The sequence below is a fragment of the Bradyrhizobium sp. sGM-13 genome, from assembly GCF_018398875.1.
Lineage (GTDB): Bacteria > Pseudomonadota > Alphaproteobacteria > Rhizobiales > Xanthobacteraceae > Bradyrhizobium.
The window spans coordinates 1-21,432 of the sequence record NZ_JAGWDK010000013.1 but is presented as its reverse complement, the minus strand read 5'-3'; the positions used below and the strand labels follow the sequence as shown (position 1 = coordinate 21,432).

Here is a 21,432-nt window from a genome sequence, read left to right as displayed (position 1 = left end):
CTATTGCCCCAACCGTTCGATCAGGGCGGGCGCGTGGACCTGGTCGGCCTTGTAGTTGCCGGTCAATGTGTACATCACGATGTTGACGCCGGAGCGGAAGGCAAACTCGCGCTGGCGCGGCTCGTTCGGCGTCAGCGGCAGCATTGGCTGGCCGTCCGGTCGATGCGCCCAGGCGCCGGCGAGATCGTTCGAGGTAATGATGATGGGCGAGACGCCGTCGCCGCCGCGCGCCGGACGGGAGGCCGTATCGTCTTCATCCTCGCGCGGCAGAGTCTCGACCCAGGTCTGGCCCGAGGTGAAGCGGCCGGGAAAGTCGCGGAGTAGATAAAACGTCTTGGTCAACACGTGCTCGCGCGGCACCGGCTCCAGTTCAGGCACGTCGAGGGAGGAGAGAATCTCGCGCAAGGTGCGCATGCCCGAGGTCTGCGACGCGCCGTTCTCGCCCGGCGGCGCCTCGACGGCGTCGCGGGTATCGAACAGGACCGTGCCGCCCTGTTTCATATAGGCGTCTATGCGGTTGATGGCGTCCTGCGGCGGCTTCGGCGCGCCCGGTACCACCGGCCAGTAGATCAGCGGGAAAAACGCCAGTTCGTCCTTTGCGGGATCGATGCCGACGGGATCGCCGGCCTCCAGCGCTGTCCGCTGCGCCAGGAACAGCGTCAGTCCGGCCATGCCCGCCTTGACGATGGAATCGACGTCGGCATTTCCGGTGACGACATAAGCAAGCCGCGTCTGCGACACCGACTTGATGGCGAATTCATCGTTGCCCTGAGCGCGCGTCGGCGAAGGCACCGTCGAGGCCGCGACCAGGATCAAGGCCAATAGAACGGAGGCCGCCGCCGTGCGCCGCCCCCACAGAGCGGCAAGGCCCGCGCCCAGCATCGCGACCACGACCGCGTCGATCAGGAACAGCACCAGCGACGACGACAGCAGGATGCCGCGCAAATCGCGCGGTTCGGCATTGGTGTAGCTGGCGCGCTGCGCGCGCAACGAGGATGTATCGAGCGGCGCGATGCGATCGGCCGAGGCCAGAGTGTTGACCGCGATCGGGCCATCGGCCGGGCCGTAGAAGCCCGGTGGATGTTCTGCTGTGGCGCGATCGCGATAATCCGCGGGCATCGGCTTGGCGGTCGAGGGCGGTGGCCCGAAGGCGCCGAAACCATCGAGTGTGCGCAGTGGCGCCACCGTCTCGACGTTGGTCGCCTCGCTCGCAACGCCAGCCCCGGGCTTCGTGGTATAGCCGGACATGTCAACCAGCCGCCGCAGCATCTCGACGAAGCTGCCGGACATCGGCAAGTCAGACCAGCGCGAGTCGGCGCCGACATGGAACAGGCTGATAATGCCCCTGCCGCGATGCTCGCCGGTCACTAGCGGCGTGCCGTCTTCCAGCGACGCCCAGGTCTTGGTGGCGAGCACCGCATCGGGCTCGGCCAGCACCTGCCGGTTCACGGTGACATCCTTGGGCACTGCGAGGCCCGCGAACGGAGCGTCGGCGGCGAAGGACGCCAGATGCTGCGGCTTTTCCCAGGTCAGGCTGCCGCCGAGGACGCGGCCGCCGCGACGCAGTTTTACCGGCACCAGATCGTCATCGGCCTGCGCCAGGCGGGGACCTGCGAAACGCACCAGCACGCCGCCCTGATCGATCCATGCGTTCAGCCGCTCACGGATTTCGGGCGACAGCGTGCCGACATCGGCGAGCACGATCATCGGCAGCCGCTGATCGAGGAATTGCGCGATCACCTGTTGCGGCGCGCCGCGGTCGCCGAGCCGCACGTCGGCGAATGGCGACAGGGCGCGAGTAAGGTAGAAGGTCGATGCCAATAGCGGTTGGGCGGTATCGCTGGTCGCGCCGGTGACGACGCCGACGGCGCGCCGCCGCCATCGCTTGTCGAGCAACTGCACGGCGCCGGCCGATCGTTCACCCGAAATTTCTAGCCGCGAAATGTCGTTGCGCAGTTCGACCGGCAGATCGAACGCCGCTTCGCTTTCGCGGTCCTGCATGCCGAAAGCGTAGCGCGCCTCGCCGATCGGCGAACCCTTGGCGTCGGTCGCTCGGACCACGCCGGCTGCGATGCCGCCGGTGGTGCGCAGCACTTTGACGGTCATCTTCGCCGCGGCGTTTTCGGCCGCGACCAACGCCTGCGCCGGCGGCGCGCCGCCCTCGAACACCGTCAGCTTGCGCTCGCCGATGGTCTTGGCGAGATTCTCGACGAATTCGGCGCCGCGCCCGGTATCGACGCCGTCGGACAACCACGCGATCTCGGCATCGCCGGTGGCCTTCAGGAAGCGATCGAGCGCGCCAAGCGTGTCGACGCGGTCGATCGAATGCGGCTTTGGTGCGATCTGGCGCAGCGCGACGCGTGCGGTACCGGCCGGCATCAGCGTGATGTCGCGTGCGGTTTCGGAGAGCGGAACCAGTGCCACGCCGCGGCGGTCGTTGTCGGCATTGGCGATCAATTCGTCAGCAGCCTTGATCCGGGTGTCCCAGCTTGCCGCCGCGCTCCAGCCGTCGTCGAGCAGAATCACCAGCGGCGCGTTGCTGCCGCCGACCCCGGTCTGCGGATTCCAGATCGGGCCTGCGGCGGCAAGGATGACCAGCGCCGCGGCAGCAAGACGCAGCGCCGTCAGCCACCACGGCGTCCGCGACGGGGTTTCTTCCCTGGGCCTGATGTCGAACAACAGCCGCGTCGGCGGAAATTCGATCCGTCTCGGCCGCGGCGGCATCACGCGCAACAGCCACCACAGCACCGGCAGGCTCAACAGGCCCAGCAGAAGCAGCGGCTGCGCAAAGCTTAGGGGGATGCCCGCCATCATGCGCTGCGCCCCGCCTTGACCGTTGAGCCGCGCACGCTTCCCTTGACTGCCATCATGCCGGAATGCAGGAACAGCAGCAGTTCGGCGGCGGACCGGCTGGTGGTGTGGGTCGAGAACAGCCAGTCGAGCCTGTTGGTCTCACTGCGGATCTCGTCGCGATGCAGCGTGACGCGCGCGACATAGTCGCTGGCCCAGCTCTCGGCGCGGCCGGCGGTGATGACGCCAAAACCTTCCGGCTCGACGAACTCGATGCGGCCGGCGTAAGGAAAGGTCTCTTCGGCAGGATCGACGACCTGGATCAGCGTGCCATGGGCGCCGGAGGCCGAAAGCCCGGCGAGCATCGTCCTGATTTCGCTCATCGGCGACCAGAAGTCGGACAGCACGACAATTTCCGCCAGTGCCGACGGCACGAAGGAGGGCGGCAGGCTGGCGCGCACCGCATCGTCATGGAGCATCGCCTGCGCCATTTTGTCGATCACGTTGCGGCTTGCGGTCGGGGTCATCAGGCCGGGAATGCCGACGCGCTCTCCGCCCGAAACCAGAAGTTCGGCGAGCGCAAATGTCACGATCAGGCCACGCTCCAGCTTGGAGTCGCGGGCACCCTTGGAAGCAAATGCCATCGACGGCGAACGGTCGGGCCACAGCCAGATCGTATGCGCAGCCTCCCATTCCTGCTCGCGGACATAGAGATGATCGTCGCGCGCCGAGCGCCGCCAGTCGACGTTCTGCGACGGCTCGCCCGAGACGAAGCGGCGATATTGCCAAAAGCTCTCGCCGGCGCCGGCGCGACGCCTGCCGTGCAGGCCGTGGATGACGTTGGCAGCGATGCGGCGGGCATCGAGCACGAGACGGGGCAGCGATGCGGCGAGCGTTCGGCTTTCGCCATCGGCACGTCGGATCGCAACAATCTCCCTGCTCTCGTGGCTGGTCTCTGCGGCCATCAACCAATCCGCGTCTTCAATTGTCTGATTACGTCGGGAATGGTGCGGCCTTCCGCGCGCGCCGAGAAGGTCAGCGCCATGCGGTGCTTGAGAACGGGTTCGGCGAGATCGAGCACGTCGTCGATTGAGGGCGCAAGGCGGCCGTCGAGCAAGGCGCGGGCACGGACTGCCAGCATCAGCGATTGGCTGGCGCGCGGGCCCGGTCCCCAGGCGATCAGCTTGTCGCCGCCGTCTTCGTTGGGACGTGCGGCGCGTACCAGCGACAGGATCGCCTCAACGACGCTGTCGCCGACCGGCAGGCGGCGTACCAGCCGCTGCGCCGCGATCAGGGTTTCCGCGTCCATCGAAGCCTTGGCAAGCGTCTCTTCCGCGCCCGTGGTCTCGAACAGGATGCGGCGTTCGGCGTCGCGATCGGGATAATCGACGTCGATTTCCATCAGGAAGCGGTCGAGCTGCGCCTCGGGCAGCGGGTAGGTGCCTTCCTGCTCCAGCGGGTTTTGGGTGGCGAGCACGTGGAACGGCTTGGGGAGATCGTGCCGCGCGCCTGCAACGGTGATGTGCTGTTCCTGCATGGCTTGCAGCAGCGCCGATTGCGTCCGCGGGCTGGCGCGGTTGATTTCGTCGGCCATCAGGAGCTGCGCAAACACCGGTCCGGAGATGAAACGGAACGACCGCTTGCCGGAATTGCTCTCGTCCAGCACCTCGGCGCCCAGAATGTCCGACGGCATCAGGTCAGGCGTAAACTGGATGCGCTTGGCATCCAGCCCGAGCGTGATGCCCAAGGTTTCGACAAGCTTGGTCTTGGCGAGGCCGGGAACGCCGATCAAGAGCGCGTGGCCGCCGGACAGGATCGTCACCAGTGTGTTTTCGATCACCCGTACCTGGCCGAAGATGACGGTGGAGATCGCTTCCTTCGCGGCGCGGATCTGGCCGGCGACCTGCTCGGCCGACCGGACGATCGCGTCCTCGAGTTTCTCGACACCGTCTGCGCTCGCCATGTCTTTCTCCTTCAACAACCTAACCGCTTCATGACGCCGTTGGTTGCGTCGTCATGCCACGAACCTCATGCTAAGCCCGCGTAAAGGCCATGCATTCGTTTGAATTAAACTATCCCCACATTATCGGTATTTCGGGGTATGAACGGCATCACGATATGGCGACTTGATCCGCAATAGTACGGACACAAATCGTCGGGAACACATATCTCGGTATATGTGCACCAATCGTGCCAATCGACGCGCCGAGACTCAGGGCAAACAATGGCGAAGCAAGGGCAAACCAGCGGCCAACGGCACGAAGGCAATGATTCTGACGGCAAGGGCATCGAAGGGCTGACGGCCGCCGCCAGGGAAGCCGTCAATGGCACGACGGCCGGGAAGGGACTGCCTCCGGTCCATCTGTGGAATCCGCCGTTCTGCGGCGATCTCGACATGCGAATCGCCGGCGACGGGACGTGGTTCTACATGGGGACGCCAATCGGGCGGCCGGCGCTAGTGCGGCTGTTTTCGACCATTCTCAAGCGCGAGGACGGCAAGCACTTTCTCGTTACCCCGGTCGAGAAGGTCGGCATCCGCGTCGACGATGCGCCGTTCCTGGCAGTGGAGATGCAAAACGAGGCCGGCGATCGCGGCCGGCTGTTGCGCTTCCGCACCAACGTTGACGACTGGGTGCCATGCGATTCCGCCCATCGCCTGCGCTTCGAGATGGCCGCCGACGGCGGGCTGACGCCCTATCTGCACGTCCGCGCCGATCTGTGGGCGAAGGTGACGCGCGCGCTCTATTACGATCTGGTTGACATGGGGGAGGAGCGGATGGTCGATGGTCAGCCGATGTTCGGCGTCGAGTCCGGCGGCGAGTTCTTTGCCATGGCGGACGCGAAGCAGGTGAGGGATGCGGTTTGAACGAGCCGATGCTGACGAAGATGGAGGCGGCTCCGATCAGCTCGACGGAATTCTTTGCGCGAAGCAAGACCCGGCTGAACTTCGACGTGCCGCCCGGCCTGATCGATCCCAATGTCATTCCGAAGACGGGCGATGCGGGCAATGATCGCATGCTCGAGATCGTGGCGCGCGAGCAGCCGGTTCGCCCGGCGGCGGTGCTGATCCCGGTGGTCGATCACCGCGAGCCGACGGTGTTGCTGACGCAGCGCTCGCCGCATCTTTCCAGCCACGCCGGCCAGATTTCCTTTCCGGGCGGCAAGATCGACGCAATCGACGCTTCCCCGCTCGATGCCGCCTTGCGCGAGGCAGAGGAGGAAGTCGGCCTCAAGCGCGAGTTCATCGAGCCGATCGGCTATCTGGATCTTTATGGAACCGCCTTCGGGTTTCGCATCCTGCCGACGGTGGCGCGTGTGAAGCCTGGCTTTGAGCTGACGATCAACGAAGGCGAGGTGGTCGACGCCTTCGAGGTGCCGCTGGCGTTCCTGATGAATCCCGAGAACCATCAGATCCATTCCAAGGAATTCCGCGGCATGGAGCGCTCCTATTACGCCATGCCGTTCGCCGAGCGTTACATATGGGGTGCGACCGCGGGCATCCTGCGCGTGCTATATGAGCGGATTTATCTCGCATGATCCGTCCGATTTTGACCGAAATCGCAATATTCCTGATCCCGTTCGTGGCCTACGCACTGTTCCTGATTGCCACCCGTTCCGGCGTCTTCGCGTCCTCCTCCTGGCCGGCACATCTTGTCGCCAAACTGGCGCTGGGGTCGCTGCTGCTGGTTGCGATCAGCTTCGTGCTGCTGGCGCAGTTCTCCGGCGCGCCGCCGAATTCGACCTATGTTCCGGCGCATCTGGAGGACGGCAAGCTGGTTCACGGAGGAGAGAAATGAGCGAGGCACGCGTGCTGTCGGACGCGCCCTGGCTCAGATCCGGTCCGGCCGCGCGCGTGCTTGCGTTGCTCAATGGCGATGGCGAGGAAGCCCGCGTGATCGGCGGCGCCGTGCGCAATGCGCTTCTGAAAATTCCTCTCGGCGACATCGATATCGCGACGACAGCGTTGCCCGACGAGGTCGTCCGCCGCGCCAAGGCGGCCGGCATCAAATGCGTCCCGACCGGGATCGACCACGGCACGGTCACGCTGGTCGTCGAATCCCACCCATTCGAGGTCACGACCTTGCGTGAGGACACCGAGACCTTTGGCCGCAAGGCCAGGGTCGCGTTCGGGCGCGACTGGGTTCGCGATGCGGAACGGCGCGATTTCACCATCAACGGGCTTTCGGTCGATGCCGAGGGCGTCGTGCATGACCATGTCGGCGGGCTTGCCGATATCCAGGCCAAACGCGTGCGTTTCATCGGCGACGCCGGCCAGCGCATCGCTGAGGATTATTTGCGCATCCTGCGCTTCTTTCGCATGCATGCAGCCTATGGGGCGGGCGAGCCCGACCGTGCCGGATATCTCGCCTGCATCGACGGGCGCGCCGGGCTTTCGAGCCTTTCCGCCGAACGCGTGCGCATGGAGATGTTGAAGCTGTTGATCGCGGAAGGCGCCGCGGTTGCAGTGCAGGCGATGGCGGATGCCGGCCTGCTGCTCCTGATCTTCGGCGGCGTCACCTACACGGGGACATTCGCGGCGATGATCGCGGCCGAACGGGCGCTGGGCCTGCCGCCGAGTGCCGTGCGCCGGCTCGCCGCGCTCACGGTCGCCGTCACCGAAGACGCCAGGCGCGTCTCGGCGCGGCTTCGGCTTTCCAACGCGGAAACCAAAGCGCTGGATTCGATGGGCCATCGCTGGTGGCGGCTTGCAAGCAAGGACGACGCGCGGGCGCGGCAGCTTCTCTATCGGCTCGGCGAAGATCCCTACCGCGACCGGCTGATGCTGGCATGGGCGCGGGCAGGCGGCGTCAGTAATGGCGCCGCGCGCTGGCATGTGCTTGCAACCTTGCCGCAGCGCTGGAGCGCGCCGAAATTTCCACTGAAGGCGGCCGATTTCATCTCCCGCGGCATTGCCGAAGGTCCCGGCCTCGGTCACGTGCTGGCGCTTGCGGAAGACGCCTGGCTGGCCGCCGATTTTCCGCTTGAACCATCCGCCCTTGCCGCGATCGCCGACCAGGCCGCCGCCCGTTTCACCCGCGATCACCGGCTGTGAATATTCTGGCCGGGTTTGCCGATGTTTCGCTCGGTCAACTCGTGCTGGTTGGAGGCATGGCGCTATTGGCCTCCGTCGTCGGCGCGCTTGCCGGCTATGGTACCGGCGCCTTGATGCCGCTGGTGCTGGTGCCGCTCGTCGGCGCCGAGCCCGTGGTGCCGATCATCGCGATCTCGGCAATCTTCACCAATATCAGCCGCTTCGTGGCGTATTTTCGCTACGCCGACCGGCGTCGTGCGCTGATCGTGATCGGCGCCGCCATGCTGACGACGGCGCTCGGCGCCTATGGCTACACGCGGCTGACCAGTGCCGGCGCGGCGTTGGTGATCGGCGGCATGTTGATCCTAAGCGTGCCGCTACGCCGGCTGGCCAAGCACCGCGATATCAAGATCGGCGATACCGGCCTTGGCGTGAGTGCGGTGGGTTATGGCGTGGCGGTCGGCGGCACATCAGGTTCCGGGGTGATCCTGCTGTCGTTGCTGATGGCGTCCGGCCTCGAGGGAGCTGCCGTGATCGCTACCGACGCGCTGATCTCGGTCGTGACCGGTCTCATCAAGATTTCGGTGTTCGGCCTTGCCGGCGTCGTCACTGCACAGGTGCTTGCCTTCGCGCTCCTGATCGGCGCCATTGCAATTTCCGGCGCGTTCCTCGCCAAGGCCTTCGTTGAGCGCATGCCGGTGCAGATCCATACTGCGATCCTCGACGCCGCGGTGATTGTCGGCGGCCTCGTCATGATCACCGCGGCGCTGCGGCAGTGATCGGTGTTAATGCGTGAGCGACGCCGTGCGGATCGGGAAGCAGTTCAAGCTTGATATGTTCCAGACAAACGGCACGTTGCACCAAAGGCCGGCCGGGCGATACTTCACCCGAATTTGCTCCAACTGATACAGTGCCAGACTGCTGAACGCATTGATCCGGCCAGCGAGATCGTCCAGTTCGGCGTTGATCTCCTTTTCTCCCTGGAGAATATCGCTTTCCTTCTCGGCGTCGCCGACGCTCCCGGCGGCCCATTGCCGCGCTGCCGCCAGCTTGTTGTGCGCGGCCTCAACGCAGTAATGCATCGTCAGGACATGGTGTTTGGCGCTGTACCAGTAGATTCGCTTTGCTGCCCTGTCTTGAGGGCCGGCGCAGATTCGGATGAACGCGTCTTTCGGTTTGGTCGTATCGTCAACGCCACGTTTTTCGGCCATCGCGCAATATTTGTCGTCGGCGACTTCCTTGGGCGGCGTGTCGTCGTCCGGCGCATGCACGTTTCCGAAGGCCGGAAAATTGAACTTGTCGGAACAATCGAAGGCATAGTCGCGCAACACCCGTCGTGACAGCGGATCGTCATTGACGTTACGCTTCTCGGCCGGATCGCGATATGTATTGCTGGCCCAGTCGATGTAGATTTCGGCCTTTCGCGTGAGGAGGTCGATGTTTTCACGGAGTTCGTTCCGTGCTTTCTCATAACGTTCCGAAATCGCCTGCGCGTTCTTGGTGGCCAGCGCCTTGTCGCTGGCATCGGATTTCTCGTCGACGGCGCGCACGAAATCGGTGTAAAGGGTTTGCTGCAACCCCTGCATTTTGGAGAACGCGTGTGAGATCTCCGTGAAAGTTGCGGCGGCCGAGTTCATGTCTTCCCTGGCCTGGCTGCTCACCTTCTCCTGATAGGCATTGAGATATTGGAAGTAGCCGACCAAGAGGCTGCTCAGCACCGTGAACAGCGACAGGCCTTTGACGATGTCGAGCCCGTGATTAAACTTCCAGATCCACCTGAGCGGGGCGGCTTTCGGTGCGATGTCATGCGTGCTGTCGTTCGGCATCGGTGAACTCCCCAACCCGTGGACTTCAACCTTGAACCAATCTCGACACAATCTGGGATTGTCAGCCTCGGCACTGTGAGACAACTCACACTACACGCGATCGTGTGATGGGCGGGGAGCGGCGGGGACTTCAGGGGCGCCGTCAGCTCTTGGGCCGTCAACCCTGGCGGGGCAGCAGTTCCGTCAGCGAGCGGATGATGCGGTCGGGCTTCACGGTGGAATCCGGCGGCAGGCCGTCGCCATGCACGTCGATCCAGATGGCATAGATGCCGAGCCGCTGCGGCGCCACCACCTCCCATTCCAGATTGTCGCCGATCATCCAGGTCTCGGGCGCGGTGACGCCGAGCGCCTGCATCGCGTGCAGATAAGCGCGCTCGTCCGGCTTGCCGAAACCGTGCTCGCCCTCGATCTGGATGTGATCGAAACGGTGCGACAGCGCGAGCGTTCGACCTTGGCACGCTGGGCGCCGGCGGCGCCGTTCGTCACCAGCGCCAGCTTCACGCCGCGTGCCTTCAATTCGTCGATGGCGTCATGCGCGCCGGGGAAGACGCATTTCCTCTTCACGGTAGGCGGTAAAGCGGTCTGCCAACCGTATCGCGAGGTCTTCAGGCAGGACGGGGCCGTCTTCGGCAAGCGCAGCAAATCCGTTCCTGACGGTGACGCGCCGCGCTTCGTCGAGCTTGAGCCGCCATTCGGCTTCGGCAACAGCCCAGAATTTGCGCGCGGAATCCAGAACGGCGGCGGCAACCTGTTGCGAGGTCAGGGGCCCGAACTCGGCGGCGAACTCGGACGTGACATTGTGCCAGGCGATCTCCGGACGTCCATAGGCCGACAGGATGGTGTCGTCCATATCGATCAGCATCGCACGGGGCAGGTGGGTCATTGTTTCGCGGCCATCTCACTTCAAGCGTCATCGGCCGCGGGAAGCAGCGGCGGACTTTGCCGCGAATATCAGATCACCCGCACCGGGTCCAATCCCGGGAAACCACGCCGCCGGACCATGGTAGCCCGGCGGCGTCAAACAAACTGCCTAACGCAACCTTGTTGGCGCGGTCGTCCTCTTCCTCGTCCTCGGCTTCCTCTTCGTCCTCGTCTTCGTCGTCTTCTTCTTCGTCGTCTTCTTCGTCTTCGTCGTCCTCCGACGTATCGGCTTCGGCGAGCTCTAGGACGGCAAGCGGCAGCGTCTCGCGGAACAGATCGCCTTCATTGCCCATCCATACGCACGCAACGTTGCCGTCTTTGACCTCCACCACACTGAGAGGATGGCCGCCGGACTTCAGAATGACGACGTCGCCTGGTTTCAAATCCATGATCTACTCCTCGGATTACATGACACGAATCGCACCATAGCGATCAGTCATGACAACCCGATCATGCGATCATGGCCACTTTACCTCCGGCGGCATCGACGAGAGGATGGAATCCACATTGCCGCCAGTCTTTAGCCCGAAGATCGTGCCGCGGTCGTAGAGCAGGTTGAACTCGACGTAGCGCCCGCGCCGGACCAACTGTTCCTCGCGGTCGGCGGCATTCCAGGGGAGGGCGAAATTGCGGCGGACCAGTTCAGGATAGATTTTCAGGAAGGCGCGGCCGACCTCCTGGGTAAAGGCGAGGTCGGCGTCCCAGTCACCTGAATCGTGCCAGTCGTAGAAGATGCCGCCGATGCCGCGCGCTTCCTTGCGGTGCGGCAGATAGAAATATTCGTCGCACCATTTCTTGTACTTGTCGTAATCGGCAACGCCGTTCGATCTCCCGCAGGCCTCCTTCATCGCCTGATGGAAGGCGAGCGTGTCGGGGTCATCCTGGGTGCGCCGGCGGTCGAGCAGCGGCGTCAGATCCGCCCCGCCGCCGAACCAGGCCTTGGTGGTGACCACGAAGCGGGTGTTCATGTGAACCGCCGGCACATGCGGGTTGCGCATGTGCGCAATCAGCGAAATGCCCGACGCCCAGAACCTGGGATCGTCGGCCGCGCCGGGTATCTGCGCGCGGAATTCCGGTGCGAACTCGCCATGCACGGTCGAGCAGTGCACGCCGACCTTCTCGAACAGCCGCCCGCGCATCATCGACATCACCCCGCCGCCGGGCTTGCCGGTGTGGTCGGTGCGGTCCCAGGGCGTGCGCAGGAAGCGGCCGGCCTCGCCGGGATAGAGGGCGGGCGGCGCGTCGTCTTCCAGCTTTTCGAAGGCCGCGCAGATATCGTTGCGCAACGCTTCGAACCAGGCTCTCGCGCGCGTCTTGCGATCCTCGATGACTGACATGTCCATTGGAGCTCAGCCCTGCGGCCCGAAATACGTGCAGCTCTCGTTGCAACTGTCGCGATGAACGCTGACGCGGGTGACCTTGCCTGCGTGCTGGACCCGCTCGAAGATGTAGCGCGAAATGTTTTCCAGCGTCGGCGTCCCCAGCGCCTCGACCTTGTTGAGGAGCTTGTGGTCGAGTACTTTCCGAACTTCTTCCATGCTGCGTTCGAGCAGGCCGAGATCGAGCACCATGCCGGTTTCCGGGTCGGGCGTGCCGCGCACACTCACTTCGGCGCGAAACGAGTGGCCGTGAATTTCCTCGCTGGCCGCGCCGAAGGTCGTTCCCTTCAGGGAATGCGCAGCTTCGAAGCGAAACGATTTCGTCAGTTCCCACATCTTGAAAATCTGGATCCTATCTGATGCCGAGTGTCTTGTGCGTCTGCAGGCTGAGCCGCCATTGCGGATGGCGCAGGCAGTAGTCGACCGCACGCGCGGTGTTTTCGAGCACGTCGGGTCCATCCATCGGCTGCAGCGAAAAGCGCTCGAAATCGAGCCTCGCAAAATCTTCCGGCGCTGCGCCCGCCTGCGGATAGACCAGCTTCAATTCGTGGCCGCGGCGCACCACGAGATCGGCGCCGGCTTTCGGACTGACGCAGACCCAGTCCATCCCTTCGGGCGGTTCGATCGTGCCGTTGGTCTCGATGCCAATGGCGAAGCCGCGTGCGTGCAGCGCATCGATGAAGGGGGAATCGACCTGCAGCAGAGGCTCGCCGCCGGTCAGGACCACGTAGCGGTTGATATTCTCGCCGGTCCATTGCGCGGCGATGGTGTCGGCGAGTTCGTCCGCCGTGGCATAGCGGCCGCCGAGCGTGCCGTCGGTGCCGACAAAGTCGGTATCGCAAAACTGGCAGGTGGCGCTCACGCGGTCCTGTTCGCGGCCGCTCCAGAGGTTGCAGCCGGAGAAACGGCAAAACACGGCCGCGCGGCCGGCGTGCGCGCCTTCGCCCTGCAAGGTCAGAAATATTTCCTTGACCGCGTAGCTCACCATCTCTCCTTGGACCGCAGCCCTTCCGGAAGCGCGGAACCGGTCTGCCGCAGCGCCTCGCCCAATGCCATGGCAGCCGCCATCGCCACATTGAGCGAGCGCAAGCCCGGCCTGATCGGGATCACCAGCCTCGCATCTGCAGCGGACGCGACCTCATCCGTAACCCCTGCAGATTCCCGCCCGAATAGTAGGACATCGTCCCTCTCGTAGCGGAAATCCAGATAGGAACTGGCCGCCTTGGTCGTAAACAACACCAGCCGGAAGCCCGCTTCGTTACGCCATTGCTCGAATTTTGACCATGAGTCATGACGGGTAATGGCCACATGATCGAGATAGTCCATTCCCGCTCGACGGAAATGCCGGTCCGAGATCGGAAACCCCGCCGGCTCGATAATATGGGCCGCCACGTCCAGGCACGCACACAAACGCAGAATCGTCCCCGTGTTCTGGGGAATGTCAGGCTGGAAAAGCGCTATATGCATAGAGTAGGGCTTCGGAAGCGCGGATGAAATGACTGAATAATCACGGTCGGGCGCAGATTTAGTGCATTGCACGCTTGCGAGCCGATAGCGGGCTTGCGCTCTCTCGGCAAGGGTGCCAATAGAACGATTCTGGACTGCTTGTTCCGCCGGAATGGGGGAGGAAAAGCGGTTTTTCTGCCGCCGCGGGGGCCGCGGGCGCCGGCAGCCTCTCTCAGGGCGCGCTTTCGTGTGTCCGGGGCGGTTCCGCTGGCTGCAGACAAGAAAGGGCTTGAGATCGTGACGACAGCGTCTTCGGCGGACAATCCGACACGCCGTGATTTCCTTTATGTTGCAACGGGAGCCGTCGCCGCCGTAGGCGGGGCCGCCACGGTGGTGCCGCTGGTTTCCCAGATGAATCCGGATGCCTCCACGGTCGCGGCGGGTGCGCCGATTGAGGTCGATCTGACCCCGATCGCTGAAGGGCAGGACATCAAGGTGTTCTGGCGCGGCAAGCCGATCTACATCAGCCACCGGACCAAGAAGCAGATCGAAGAGGCCCGCGCGGTGTCGGTATCGAGCCTGCCCGATCCGCAGAGCGATGAGCAACGGGTCAAGCCGGGCCATGACCAGTGGCTGGTCGTGGTCGGCATCTGCACCCACCTCGGCTGCATCCCGATCGCCCATGAGGGCCAGTACGACGGCTTCTTCTGTCCGTGCCACGGTTCGGTGTACGACACGTCGGGCCGGATTCGGCAGGGGCCCGCGCCGACCAACTTGGCCGTGCCGCCCTATACCTTCGTTTCCGATACCAAAATCCAGATCGGCTAAGGGCTCGGACGCCAGTCCGAGACCTCCCTTAAGCCGTTGCGTCGTTTACTTCCTCAGGATCGCATCAATGAGCGGACCATCCGATTTCCAGCCGACCAATCCCGCCTTGAAGTGGATCGAACGGCGCCTCCCGATCATGGGACTCATGCACTCCTCGTTCGTGGCGTATCCGACGCCGCGTAACCTGAACTACTGGTGGACGTTCGGCGCCATCCTTTCGTTCATGCTGGGCGTGCAGATCCTGACCGGCGTGATCCTGGCGATGCACTACACGCCGCATGCCGACATGGCGTTCAAGTCGGTCGAACTCATCGTCCGCGATGTCAATTACGGCTGGCTGCTGCGCAACATCCACGCCAGCGGCGCGTCGATGTTCTTTTTCGCGGTCTACATCCACATGTTCCGCGGCCTCTATTACGGGTCGTACAAGGAGCCGCGCGAAGTGCTCTGGATCCTCGGTGTCATCATCTATCTCTTGATGATGGCGACCGGCTTCATGGGATACGTGCTGCCGTGGGGCCAGATGAGCTTCTGGGGTGCCACCGTGATCACCAACCTGTTCTCGGCCGTGCCCTATTTCGGCGAGAGCATCGTAACGCTGTTGTGGGGCGGCTATGCCGTCGGCAATCCGACGCTGAACCGCTTCTTCTCGCTGCACTACCTGCTGCCGTTCGTGATCGCCGGCGTCGTCGTGCTGCACATCTGGGCACTGCATGTGGCGGGCCAGAACAATCCGGCCGGCGTCGAGGCAAAGACGGAAAAGGACACGGTGCCGTTCACGCCTTACGCGACCATGAAGGACATGTTCGGTGTCTCCTGCTTCCTGCTGTTCTTTGCCTGGTTTATCTTCTACATGCCGAACTATCTCGGCGACCCCGAGAACTACATCCCGGCCAATCCCGCGGTAACGCCCGCGCACATCGTGCCGGAATGGTACTACCTGCCGTTCTACGCGATCCTGCGCTCGATCCCGAACAAGCTCGCCGGTGTCGTCGCGATGTTCGGCGCGATCATCATCCTGGCTTTCCTGCCGTGGCTCGACAGCGCCAAGACGCGCTCGTCGAAATACCGTCCGCTGGCCAAGCAGTTCTTCTGGATGTTCGTTGTCGTCTGCATCGGCCTTGGCTATCTCGGCGCCCAGCCGCCGGAGGGCATCTATGTCATCGTCGGCCGCATCCTGACCTTCCTCTACTTCGCCTATTTCCTGATCCTGCTGCCGTTGCTGGCCCGGATCGAGAAGCCCCGCCCGGTGCCGAACTCGATCGCGGACGACGTGCTGGCAAAGACGGGCGGCAAGCCGGCGCCGATGGTATCGACCGTGATCGCTCTGATGGTGGCCGGTGGTCTGTTCCTGGGCGGCGCCGAGACCGCTCGCGCCGCCGAAGGCAGCACCAAGCCGCCGGCGCAGAAATGGTCGTTTTCGGGCCCGTTCGGCAAGTTCGACCGCGGCGCCATGCAGCGCGGTCTGAAGGTCTACAAGGAGGTCTGCGCCTCCTGCCATGGCCTGTCGTTCGTCGCCTTCCGCAATCTCGCCGAAGCCGGCGGTCCCGGTTACTCGGTGGCGCAGGCCCAGGCGTTCGCTTCCGAATACAAGGTCAAGGACGGCCCGAACGACCAGGGCGAGATGTTCGAGCGGCCGGGTCGGCCCGCCGATTATTTCCCGTCGCCGTTCCCCAACGAGCAGGCGGCGCGCGCGGCCAATGGCGGCGCCTTTCCACCGGACCTGTCGTTGATCACCAAGGCGCGCAGCTACAGCCGTGGCTTCCCGATGTTCCTGATCGATTTCTTCACCCAGTATCAGGAGCAGGGACCGGACTACGTCACGGCGCTGTTGCAGGGCTATGAGGACAAGCCGCCGGCCGGCTTCAATCTGCCGGAGGGTTCCTACTACAACACCTACTTCCCCGGCCACGCCATCAAGATGCCGAAGCCGCTGAACGATGGTCAGGTTACCTACGACGACGGCTCGCCGGCCACGGTTGCGCAGTATGCCAAGGACGTCACCCACTTCCTCATGTGGGCCGCAGAGCCGCACATGGAGGCGCGCAAGCAACTTGGCCTGCAGGTGTTCGTGTTCCTGATCCTGCTCACCGTCTTGCTGTACTTCACCAAGAAGAAGGTCTGGGCTAATGCGCACTGAGCTTCGTTGAAGCGTCATGAATTCGGAAAGGCCCCTTCGGGGGCTTTTTTGTTGGGCCCAGCAATGCGCCGGCGGGCGATTGCGTCTCGATCCCGCAGCGGCCAAAATGGCTGCAACCGATCGAGAAGTCAGCGGAGGAACTCATGGGCACCCACATCACCTTCAAGCGTCCGGACGGCAAGGAAACCGCCGGCTATCTCGCCAATGCCGCGCGCGGCAACGCGCCGGGCGTGGTGGTAGTGCAGGAATGGTGGGGCCTGTCGGAGAACATCAAGGGCCTGTGCGACCGCTTTGCGGTGGCCGGCTTCGATGCCCTGGCGCCTGATCTCTACAAGGGCGTCGTGGTGCCGTATCACGATACGGACGCGGCCAATGCGCAGATGAACTCGCTGGATTTCATGGACGCCACTACCCAAAATGTACGCGGCGCCGCGCAATATCTCGCACGCAACGGCGCCAAGGTGGGGCTCACCGGCTTCTGCCTCGGCGGCGCCGTAACCATCATCGGCGCCACCAAAATTCCGGAGCTCACGGCGGGTGTCGTATTCTACGGCATCCCGCCGGAGCAGGCCGCCAAACCTGCCGACGTGAAAATCCCGCTGCAGGCGCATTTCGCCAACAAGGACGACTGGTGCACGCCGGCCGCGGTCGACGCCTTCGAAAAGGCGATGAAGGACGCCGGCAAGTCGCTCGAGCTGTTCCGCTACGATGCCGAACATGCCTTCGTGAACGAGCAGCGCATGGCCGTGCATGACCGCCAGGCCGCCGAGCTTGCCTGGGGCCGGGCGGCGGACTTTTTCAGGAAGCATCTAGGTTAAGTTGAGCGCATCTCGGCGAAGGGTTGGCCGCGCATGAAAATCTTCTGCACGGGCGCATCGGGCTATATCGGCGGTTCGGTTGCGGCTCATCTCATTGCCGCCGGACATCAGGTGACCGGATTGGTTCGCTCGCCTGAAAAGGCCGAGGCGGTTCGCGCGCGAGGCATCAAGCCCTTGCTGGGAACGCTCGACGACAAGGACATTCTGGCGCAAGCGGCGCAGGCCGCCGACGTCGTCGTCAATGCGGCGAGCGCCGACCACAGAGGCGCGGTCGAGAGCCTGCTCGGCGCGCTCGCCGGAAGCGGCAAGCCGTTCATCCACACATCGGGATCGAGCATCGTCGGCACCCGCGCCAAGGGCCAGCGATCGGATGCGATCTTCGACGAAGACACCCCCGTTACGCCATCGCCCGCGCGCACAGCGCGGGTCGCGCTGAACGAGTTCATTCTGTCCCATCGCGATAACGAATGTCGGCCGGTGATCATCTGCCCGAGCCTGATCTATGGCAGAGGCCTTGGCGCAGGACCTGACAGCGTGCAGGTGCCGTTGCTGATCAATCTCGCAAAAAAACGTGGCAACGCGGCGCATGCCGGGCCCGGCGAGAACATCTGGTCGAACGTGCATGTCGACGATCTCGTGACGCTCTACGCGCTTGCCATCGAGAAGGCGCCGGCAGGTAGCTTCTATTTCGCCGAGAACGGCGAGAGCTCAATGCGTGAAGCGTGCGAGGCCATCAACCGTATGCTGAGTTTTGCAGGGCCGCCGACGGCGATGTCGATGGCCGAAGCCGCCGCCGAATGGGGCGAGGGCACGGCCGAGGACACGATGGCGTCGAACAGCAGGGTGCGGGCAAAACGCGCGCGACAGGAGCTTGGATGGCAGCCGAAGGCGCGGGGACTGATCGAGGAGATCGAGAGCGGGTGTTATCGGGAGTAGCGCCGCAAACCCAGCTGTCGTCCCTGCGAAACGCAGGGACCCATACGCCGCGGCCTCTCATTTTAGCAAGGCTTTCGACGACTTCGCGCAACGACCGCTCCCTGCGGTTATGGGGCCTGCGGTTCGCAGGGGACGACGCGGTTGTTGGGCGACACTTCTGACGGCTAACCACCCAAAGTTGGGCTTGCGGCGGGCGTCCCGGCCCATCCCTCCCTTGACATCGCCTCCGCCGGATGGTGATTAGGTTCCCATGAGCACCGTTGTTGCCCCCTGCCGTCTCTGGTGGCGCACCTCCTAAGAGGTGGCCGGTGCGATTTCATTTTTTCAATCGTCGAAGGTCGCCATCGCAGTGCGACGGTTCCTTCGTTTGTCCTGTGTGGCGCGCCCTCCCGAGGTTTCGTAAGAGGATCACATGAACAGGACAGCCTTCTCCCTGCCGGAGCACAGCGAATACCGGACCAGCGGCGGTCTGGCGATTTCGCGCGCCGTCGAGCAGTTCACCGGCAACGCCAAGCGCCTTGACGACCTGATCGAGCTGCTCGATCGCCGCCGTGGCGTGGTGCTGTCCTCCGGCACGACGGTGCCGGGGCGTTACGAAAGCTTTGACCTCGGCTTTGCCGATCCGCCGCTGGTGCTGGAAACGGCCGGCTCGAATTTCTCGCTCCAAGCGCTGAACGCGCGCGGCGAGGTGCTGATCGCCTTCCTCGGCGATGTACTGCGCGAGCCCTGCGTCGTCATTTCGGAGCGGAGCGACCGGCGATTGGCGGGCCACATCATCCGCGGCGCCGCGCCGGTCGAGGAAGATCAGCGCACCCGCCGTGCCAGCGTGATGTCGCTGGTGCGCGATCTCGTCGCCGCCTTCACCGCAAACGACGATCCGCTGCTCGGCCTGTTCGGCGCCTTCGCCTACGACCTCGTGTTCCAGATCGAGGACCTCGTGCAGAAGCGGGCGCGCGAGGCTGACCAGCGCGATATCGTGCTCTACGTGCCGGATCGCCTTCTGGCCTACGACCGTGCCACCGGCCGTGGCGTGGTGTTGAGCTACGATTTCTCCTGGAAGGGAAAGTCCACCCAGGGCCTACCGCGCGACACCGCCGAGAGCGTTTACGCCAAAACGCCGCGGCAGGGATTCGCCGATCACGCACCTGGCGAATATCAGGCAACCGTCGAGGTCGCGCGTGCGGCGTTTGCGCGTGGCGACCTGTTCGAGGCGGTGCCGGGGCAACTCTTCGCCGAGCCCTGCGAGCGTTCGCCGGCGGAGGTGTTCCAGCGGCTGTGCCGCATCAACCCGTCGCCCTATGGCGCGCTGATGAATCTCGGAGACGGCGAATTTTTGGTGTCGGCCTCGCCGGAAATGTTCGTGCGCTCCGACGGCCGCCGGGTCGAGACCTGCCCGATTTCGGGCACGATTGCGCGCGGCGTCGATGCGATCGGCGATGCCGAGCAAATCAGGCAATTGCTGAACTCGGAAAAGGACGAGTTCGAGCTCAACATGTGCACCGACGTCGACCGCAACGACAAGGCGCGCGTCTGCGTCCCCGGCACGATCAAGGTGCTGGCGCGGCGGCAGATCGAAACCTATTCGAAGCTGTTCCACACCGTGGACCACGTCGAAGGTATGCTGCGCCCGGGCTTCGATGCGCTGGATGCCTTCCTGACGCACGCCTGGGCAGTTACCGTGACCGGTGCGCCGAAATTGTGGGCCATGCAGTTCGTCGAGGACAATGAGCGTTCGTCGCGGCGCTGGTACGCCGGCGCCATCGGCGCGGTGAATTTCGACGGCAGCATCAACACCGGGCTGACCATCCGCACCATCCGCATGAAGGATGGGCTGGCCGAAGTGCGCGTCGGCGCCACCTGCCTGTTCGATTCCGATCCGGCCGCCGAAGACCGCGAGTGCCAGGTGAAGGCGGCCGCTCTGTTCCAGGCGCTGCGGGGCGACGCGCCGAAGCCGCTGTCGACCTTTGCGCCCGACGCGACCGGTTCGGGCCGCAAGGTGCTCTTGATCGACCACGACGACAGTTTTGTTCATATGCTGGCGGATTATTTCCGGCAGGTCGGCGCAAGCGTAACTGTGGTCCGGCACGTGCATGCACAGGAGATGCTGAAGCGGAAGGGCTGGGATCTCCTGGTACTATCGCCAGGCCCCGGTCGCCCGGAGGATTTTGGAATCTCGAAGACCATTGGAACGGCGCTCGACCGAAAACTGCCGATCTTCGGTGTCTGCCTCGGCGTGCAGGCGATCGGCGAGTATTTTGGCGGCCAGCTCGGTCAGCTCACCCAGCCCGCGCATGGACGGCCGTCGCGGGTTCAGGTGCGCGGCGGACGGCTGATGCAGAACCTGCCGAACGAGATCGTGATCGGCCGCTATCATTCGCTCTATGTCGAGCGCGACAGCGTGCCCGATGTTCTCGAAGTCACCGCGACCACCGAGGACGGCGTCGCGATGGCGATCGAACACAAGACCTTGCCGGTCGGCGGCGTGCAGTTTCACCCGGAATCGCTGATGTCGCTCGGCGGCGAGGTGGGACTGCGCATTGTCGAGAATGCCTTTCGTCTGAATGCGCCAGTCAATTGAGGATTGCGAGATACCGATGACATTCGATCACGACATCAAGGCCACCGTCCGCACCATTCCGGATTACCCGAAAAAAGGCATCCTGTTTCGCGACATCACGACGCTGCTGGCGGATGCGCGCGCCTTTCGGCGTGCGGTCGATGAGCTGGTGCAGCCCTGGGCGGGATTGAAGATCGACAAGGTCGCCGGCATCGAGGCGAGGGGCTTTATCCTCGGTGGCGCGGTGGCGCATCAGGTTTCCGCGGGCTTCGTGCCGATCCGGAAAAAAGGCAAGCTGCCGCATACCACCGTACGGATCGCCTATTCGCTGGAATACGGCCTTGATGAGATGGAAATGCATGCCGACGCGGTCCATCCCGGCGAGCGCGTCATCCTGGTCGACGATCTCATCGCCACCGGCGGCACCGCGGAAGGCGCGGTGAAATTGCTGCGCCAGATCGGCGCCAACGTGGTTGCGGCCTGCTTCATCATCGATCTGCCCGATCTCGGCGGCGCCGCCAAGCTGCGCGCGATGGAAGTGCCAGTGCGTACACTGATGGCGTTCGAGGGGCATTAAGTTTTTTGCGCGCGAAACTCTCCGCGATCGTCCCTGCGAAAGCAGGGACCCATAGGCACCGTCATTAGTTGGTAGAAAAAGCGTCAGCCATGTCGCCTCAACCGCGAGAACAACGTCGTCCCTGCGTTCGCACTAGGGCATGCACAGATCTGGTGCGGCGGATTGACTCGGGTCGCGTGCGG

The 21,432-nt window shown here is 64.0% G+C and carries 22 protein-coding genes; 11 read left to right on the top strand and 11 right to left on the bottom strand.

All coding sequences use genetic code 11. The features are described from left to right. From KJQ96_RS20725 to KJQ96_RS20715, 3 genes are read right to left on the bottom strand one after another with little or no spacing between them, the layout of a single operon-like run. Positions 1–2,811: a DUF4159 domain-containing protein gene (locus KJQ96_RS20725; protein WP_213288532.1), complete on the bottom strand. Its 2,811-nt coding sequence runs from the start codon at positions 2,809–2,811 to the stop codon at positions 1–3. Then, positions 2,811–3,755: a DUF58 domain-containing protein gene (locus tag KJQ96_RS20720; protein WP_213288399.1), complete on the bottom strand. Its 945-nt coding sequence runs from the start codon at positions 3,753–3,755 to the stop codon at positions 2,811–2,813. Before KJQ96_RS20720 ends, KJQ96_RS20725 begins: the two co-directional genes overlap by 1 nt. Next, entirely contained in the window at positions 3,755–4,753 is a 999-nt protein-coding gene (locus KJQ96_RS20715; protein WP_213288398.1) for a MoxR family ATPase, read from the bottom strand. The genes KJQ96_RS20720 and KJQ96_RS20715 overlap by 1 nt, the downstream gene beginning before the upstream one ends. A gap of 261 nt (positions 4,754–5,014) precedes the next feature. On the opposite strand from KJQ96_RS20715, the gene KJQ96_RS20710 reads away from it, so the two are divergent. Genes KJQ96_RS20710 through KJQ96_RS20690 form a run of 5 tightly spaced genes read left to right on the top strand, consistent with a single transcriptional unit; the run spans position 5,015 to position 8,601 of the window. Further along, positions 5,015–5,656: a DUF1285 domain-containing protein gene (locus tag KJQ96_RS20710; protein ID WP_213288397.1), complete on the top strand. Its 642-nt coding sequence runs from the start codon at positions 5,015–5,017 to the stop codon at positions 5,654–5,656. 8 nt (positions 5,657–5,664) lie between these two features. Further along, positions 5,665–6,327 (top strand): CoA pyrophosphatase, encoded by a 663-nt coding sequence (locus tag KJQ96_RS20705; RefSeq protein ID WP_375293191.1) that lies wholly within the window; start codon positions 5,665–5,667, stop codon positions 6,325–6,327. Then, entirely contained in the window at positions 6,324–6,587 is a 264-nt protein-coding gene (locus KJQ96_RS20700) for a DUF6111 family protein (RefSeq protein ID WP_065745882.1), read from the top strand. Before KJQ96_RS20705 ends, KJQ96_RS20700 begins: the two co-directional genes overlap by 4 nt. Next, a complete protein-coding gene (locus tag KJQ96_RS20695; RefSeq protein WP_213288395.1) occupies positions 6,584–7,843 on the top strand; it encodes a CCA tRNA nucleotidyltransferase in 1,260 nt (419 codons plus the stop codon). Before KJQ96_RS20700 ends, KJQ96_RS20695 begins: the two co-directional genes overlap by 4 nt. Continuing rightward, entirely contained in the window at positions 7,840–8,601 is a 762-nt protein-coding gene (locus tag KJQ96_RS20690) for a sulfite exporter TauE/SafE family protein (RefSeq protein ID WP_213288394.1), read from the top strand. The genes KJQ96_RS20695 and KJQ96_RS20690 overlap by 4 nt, the downstream gene beginning before the upstream one ends. Positions 8,602–8,607: 6 nt before the next feature. On the opposite strand, the gene KJQ96_RS20685 is transcribed toward KJQ96_RS20690, so the two are convergent. The 8 genes from KJQ96_RS20685 to KJQ96_RS20655 all read right to left on the bottom strand — a co-directional run bounded on the left by KJQ96_RS20685 (position 8,608) and on the right by KJQ96_RS20655 (position 13,415). Then, complete coding sequence (locus KJQ96_RS20685; protein ID WP_213288393.1) at positions 8,608–9,648, bottom strand: hypothetical protein; 1,041 nt, start codon at positions 9,646–9,648, stop codon at positions 8,608–8,610. A gap of 157 nt (positions 9,649–9,805) precedes the next feature. Next, on the bottom strand, positions 9,806–10,165 hold the full coding sequence (locus KJQ96_RS42065; RefSeq protein ID WP_375293190.1) for an HAD family hydrolase: 360 nt from the start codon (positions 10,163–10,165) through the stop codon (positions 9,806–9,808). Between the two features lie 12 nt (positions 10,166–10,177). After that, on the bottom strand, positions 10,178–10,531 hold the full coding sequence (locus KJQ96_RS42060) for a hypothetical protein (RefSeq protein WP_375293188.1): 354 nt from the start codon (positions 10,529–10,531) through the stop codon (positions 10,178–10,180). A 73-nt stretch (positions 10,532–10,604) separates the two neighbouring features. After that, positions 10,605–10,958 carry a YodC family protein gene (locus KJQ96_RS20675; protein WP_213288392.1) on the bottom strand — a complete coding sequence of 118 codons (354 nt, stop codon included), beginning with the start codon at positions 10,956–10,958 and terminating at the stop codon, positions 10,605–10,607. 69 nt (positions 10,959–11,027) lie between these two features. Continuing rightward, positions 11,028–11,912 (bottom strand): oxygen-dependent coproporphyrinogen oxidase, encoded by an 885-nt coding sequence (gene hemF / locus KJQ96_RS20670; protein WP_213288391.1) that lies wholly within the window; start codon positions 11,910–11,912, stop codon positions 11,028–11,030. A 6-nt stretch (positions 11,913–11,918) separates the two neighbouring features. After that, positions 11,919–12,284, bottom strand: a complete 366-nt coding sequence (locus tag KJQ96_RS20665) for a 6-carboxytetrahydropterin synthase (RefSeq protein ID WP_213288390.1) — start codon at positions 12,282–12,284, stop codon at positions 11,919–11,921. Between the two features lie 16 nt (positions 12,285–12,300). Continuing rightward, a complete protein-coding gene (gene queE, locus KJQ96_RS20660; protein ID WP_213288389.1) occupies positions 12,301–12,933 on the bottom strand; it encodes a 7-carboxy-7-deazaguanine synthase in 633 nt (210 codons plus the stop codon). Continuing rightward, positions 12,930–13,415, bottom strand: a complete 486-nt coding sequence (locus KJQ96_RS20655) for a tRNA (cytidine(34)-2'-O)-methyltransferase (protein ID WP_057841743.1) — start codon at positions 13,413–13,415, stop codon at positions 12,930–12,932. Before KJQ96_RS20655 ends, queE begins: the two co-directional genes overlap by 4 nt. Positions 13,416–13,691: 276 nt before the next feature. On the opposite strand from KJQ96_RS20655, the gene petA reads away from it, so the two are divergent. The 6 genes from petA to KJQ96_RS20625 all read left to right on the top strand — a co-directional run bounded on the left by petA (position 13,692) and on the right by KJQ96_RS20625 (position 21,250). After that, positions 13,692–14,222, top strand: coding sequence for a ubiquinol-cytochrome c reductase iron-sulfur subunit (gene petA / locus KJQ96_RS20650; protein WP_057841864.1), 531 nt, complete (start codon positions 13,692–13,694; stop codon positions 14,220–14,222). Between the two features lie 67 nt (positions 14,223–14,289). Next, positions 14,290–16,362 carry a cytochrome c1 gene (locus KJQ96_RS20645; protein ID WP_213288388.1) on the top strand — a complete coding sequence of 691 codons (2,073 nt, stop codon included), beginning with the start codon at positions 14,290–14,292 and terminating at the stop codon, positions 16,360–16,362. Between the two features lie 143 nt (positions 16,363–16,505). Then, entirely contained in the window at positions 16,506–17,180 is a 675-nt protein-coding gene (locus tag KJQ96_RS20640; protein WP_213288387.1) for a dienelactone hydrolase family protein, read from the top strand. 33 nt (positions 17,181–17,213) lie between these two features. Beyond that, a complete protein-coding gene (locus KJQ96_RS20635) occupies positions 17,214–18,116 on the top strand; it encodes an NAD-dependent epimerase/dehydratase family protein (RefSeq protein ID WP_213288386.1) in 903 nt (300 codons plus the stop codon). Between the two features lie 412 nt (positions 18,117–18,528). Next, positions 18,529–20,694: an anthranilate synthase component I gene (locus KJQ96_RS20630; RefSeq protein WP_213288385.1), complete on the top strand. Its 2,166-nt coding sequence runs from the start codon at positions 18,529–18,531 to the stop codon at positions 20,692–20,694. A 16-nt stretch (positions 20,695–20,710) separates the two neighbouring features. Then, positions 20,711–21,250: an adenine phosphoribosyltransferase gene (locus tag KJQ96_RS20625; RefSeq protein ID WP_057841738.1), complete on the top strand. Its 540-nt coding sequence runs from the start codon at positions 20,711–20,713 to the stop codon at positions 21,248–21,250. Positions 21,251–21,432: the final 182 nt, after the last annotated feature.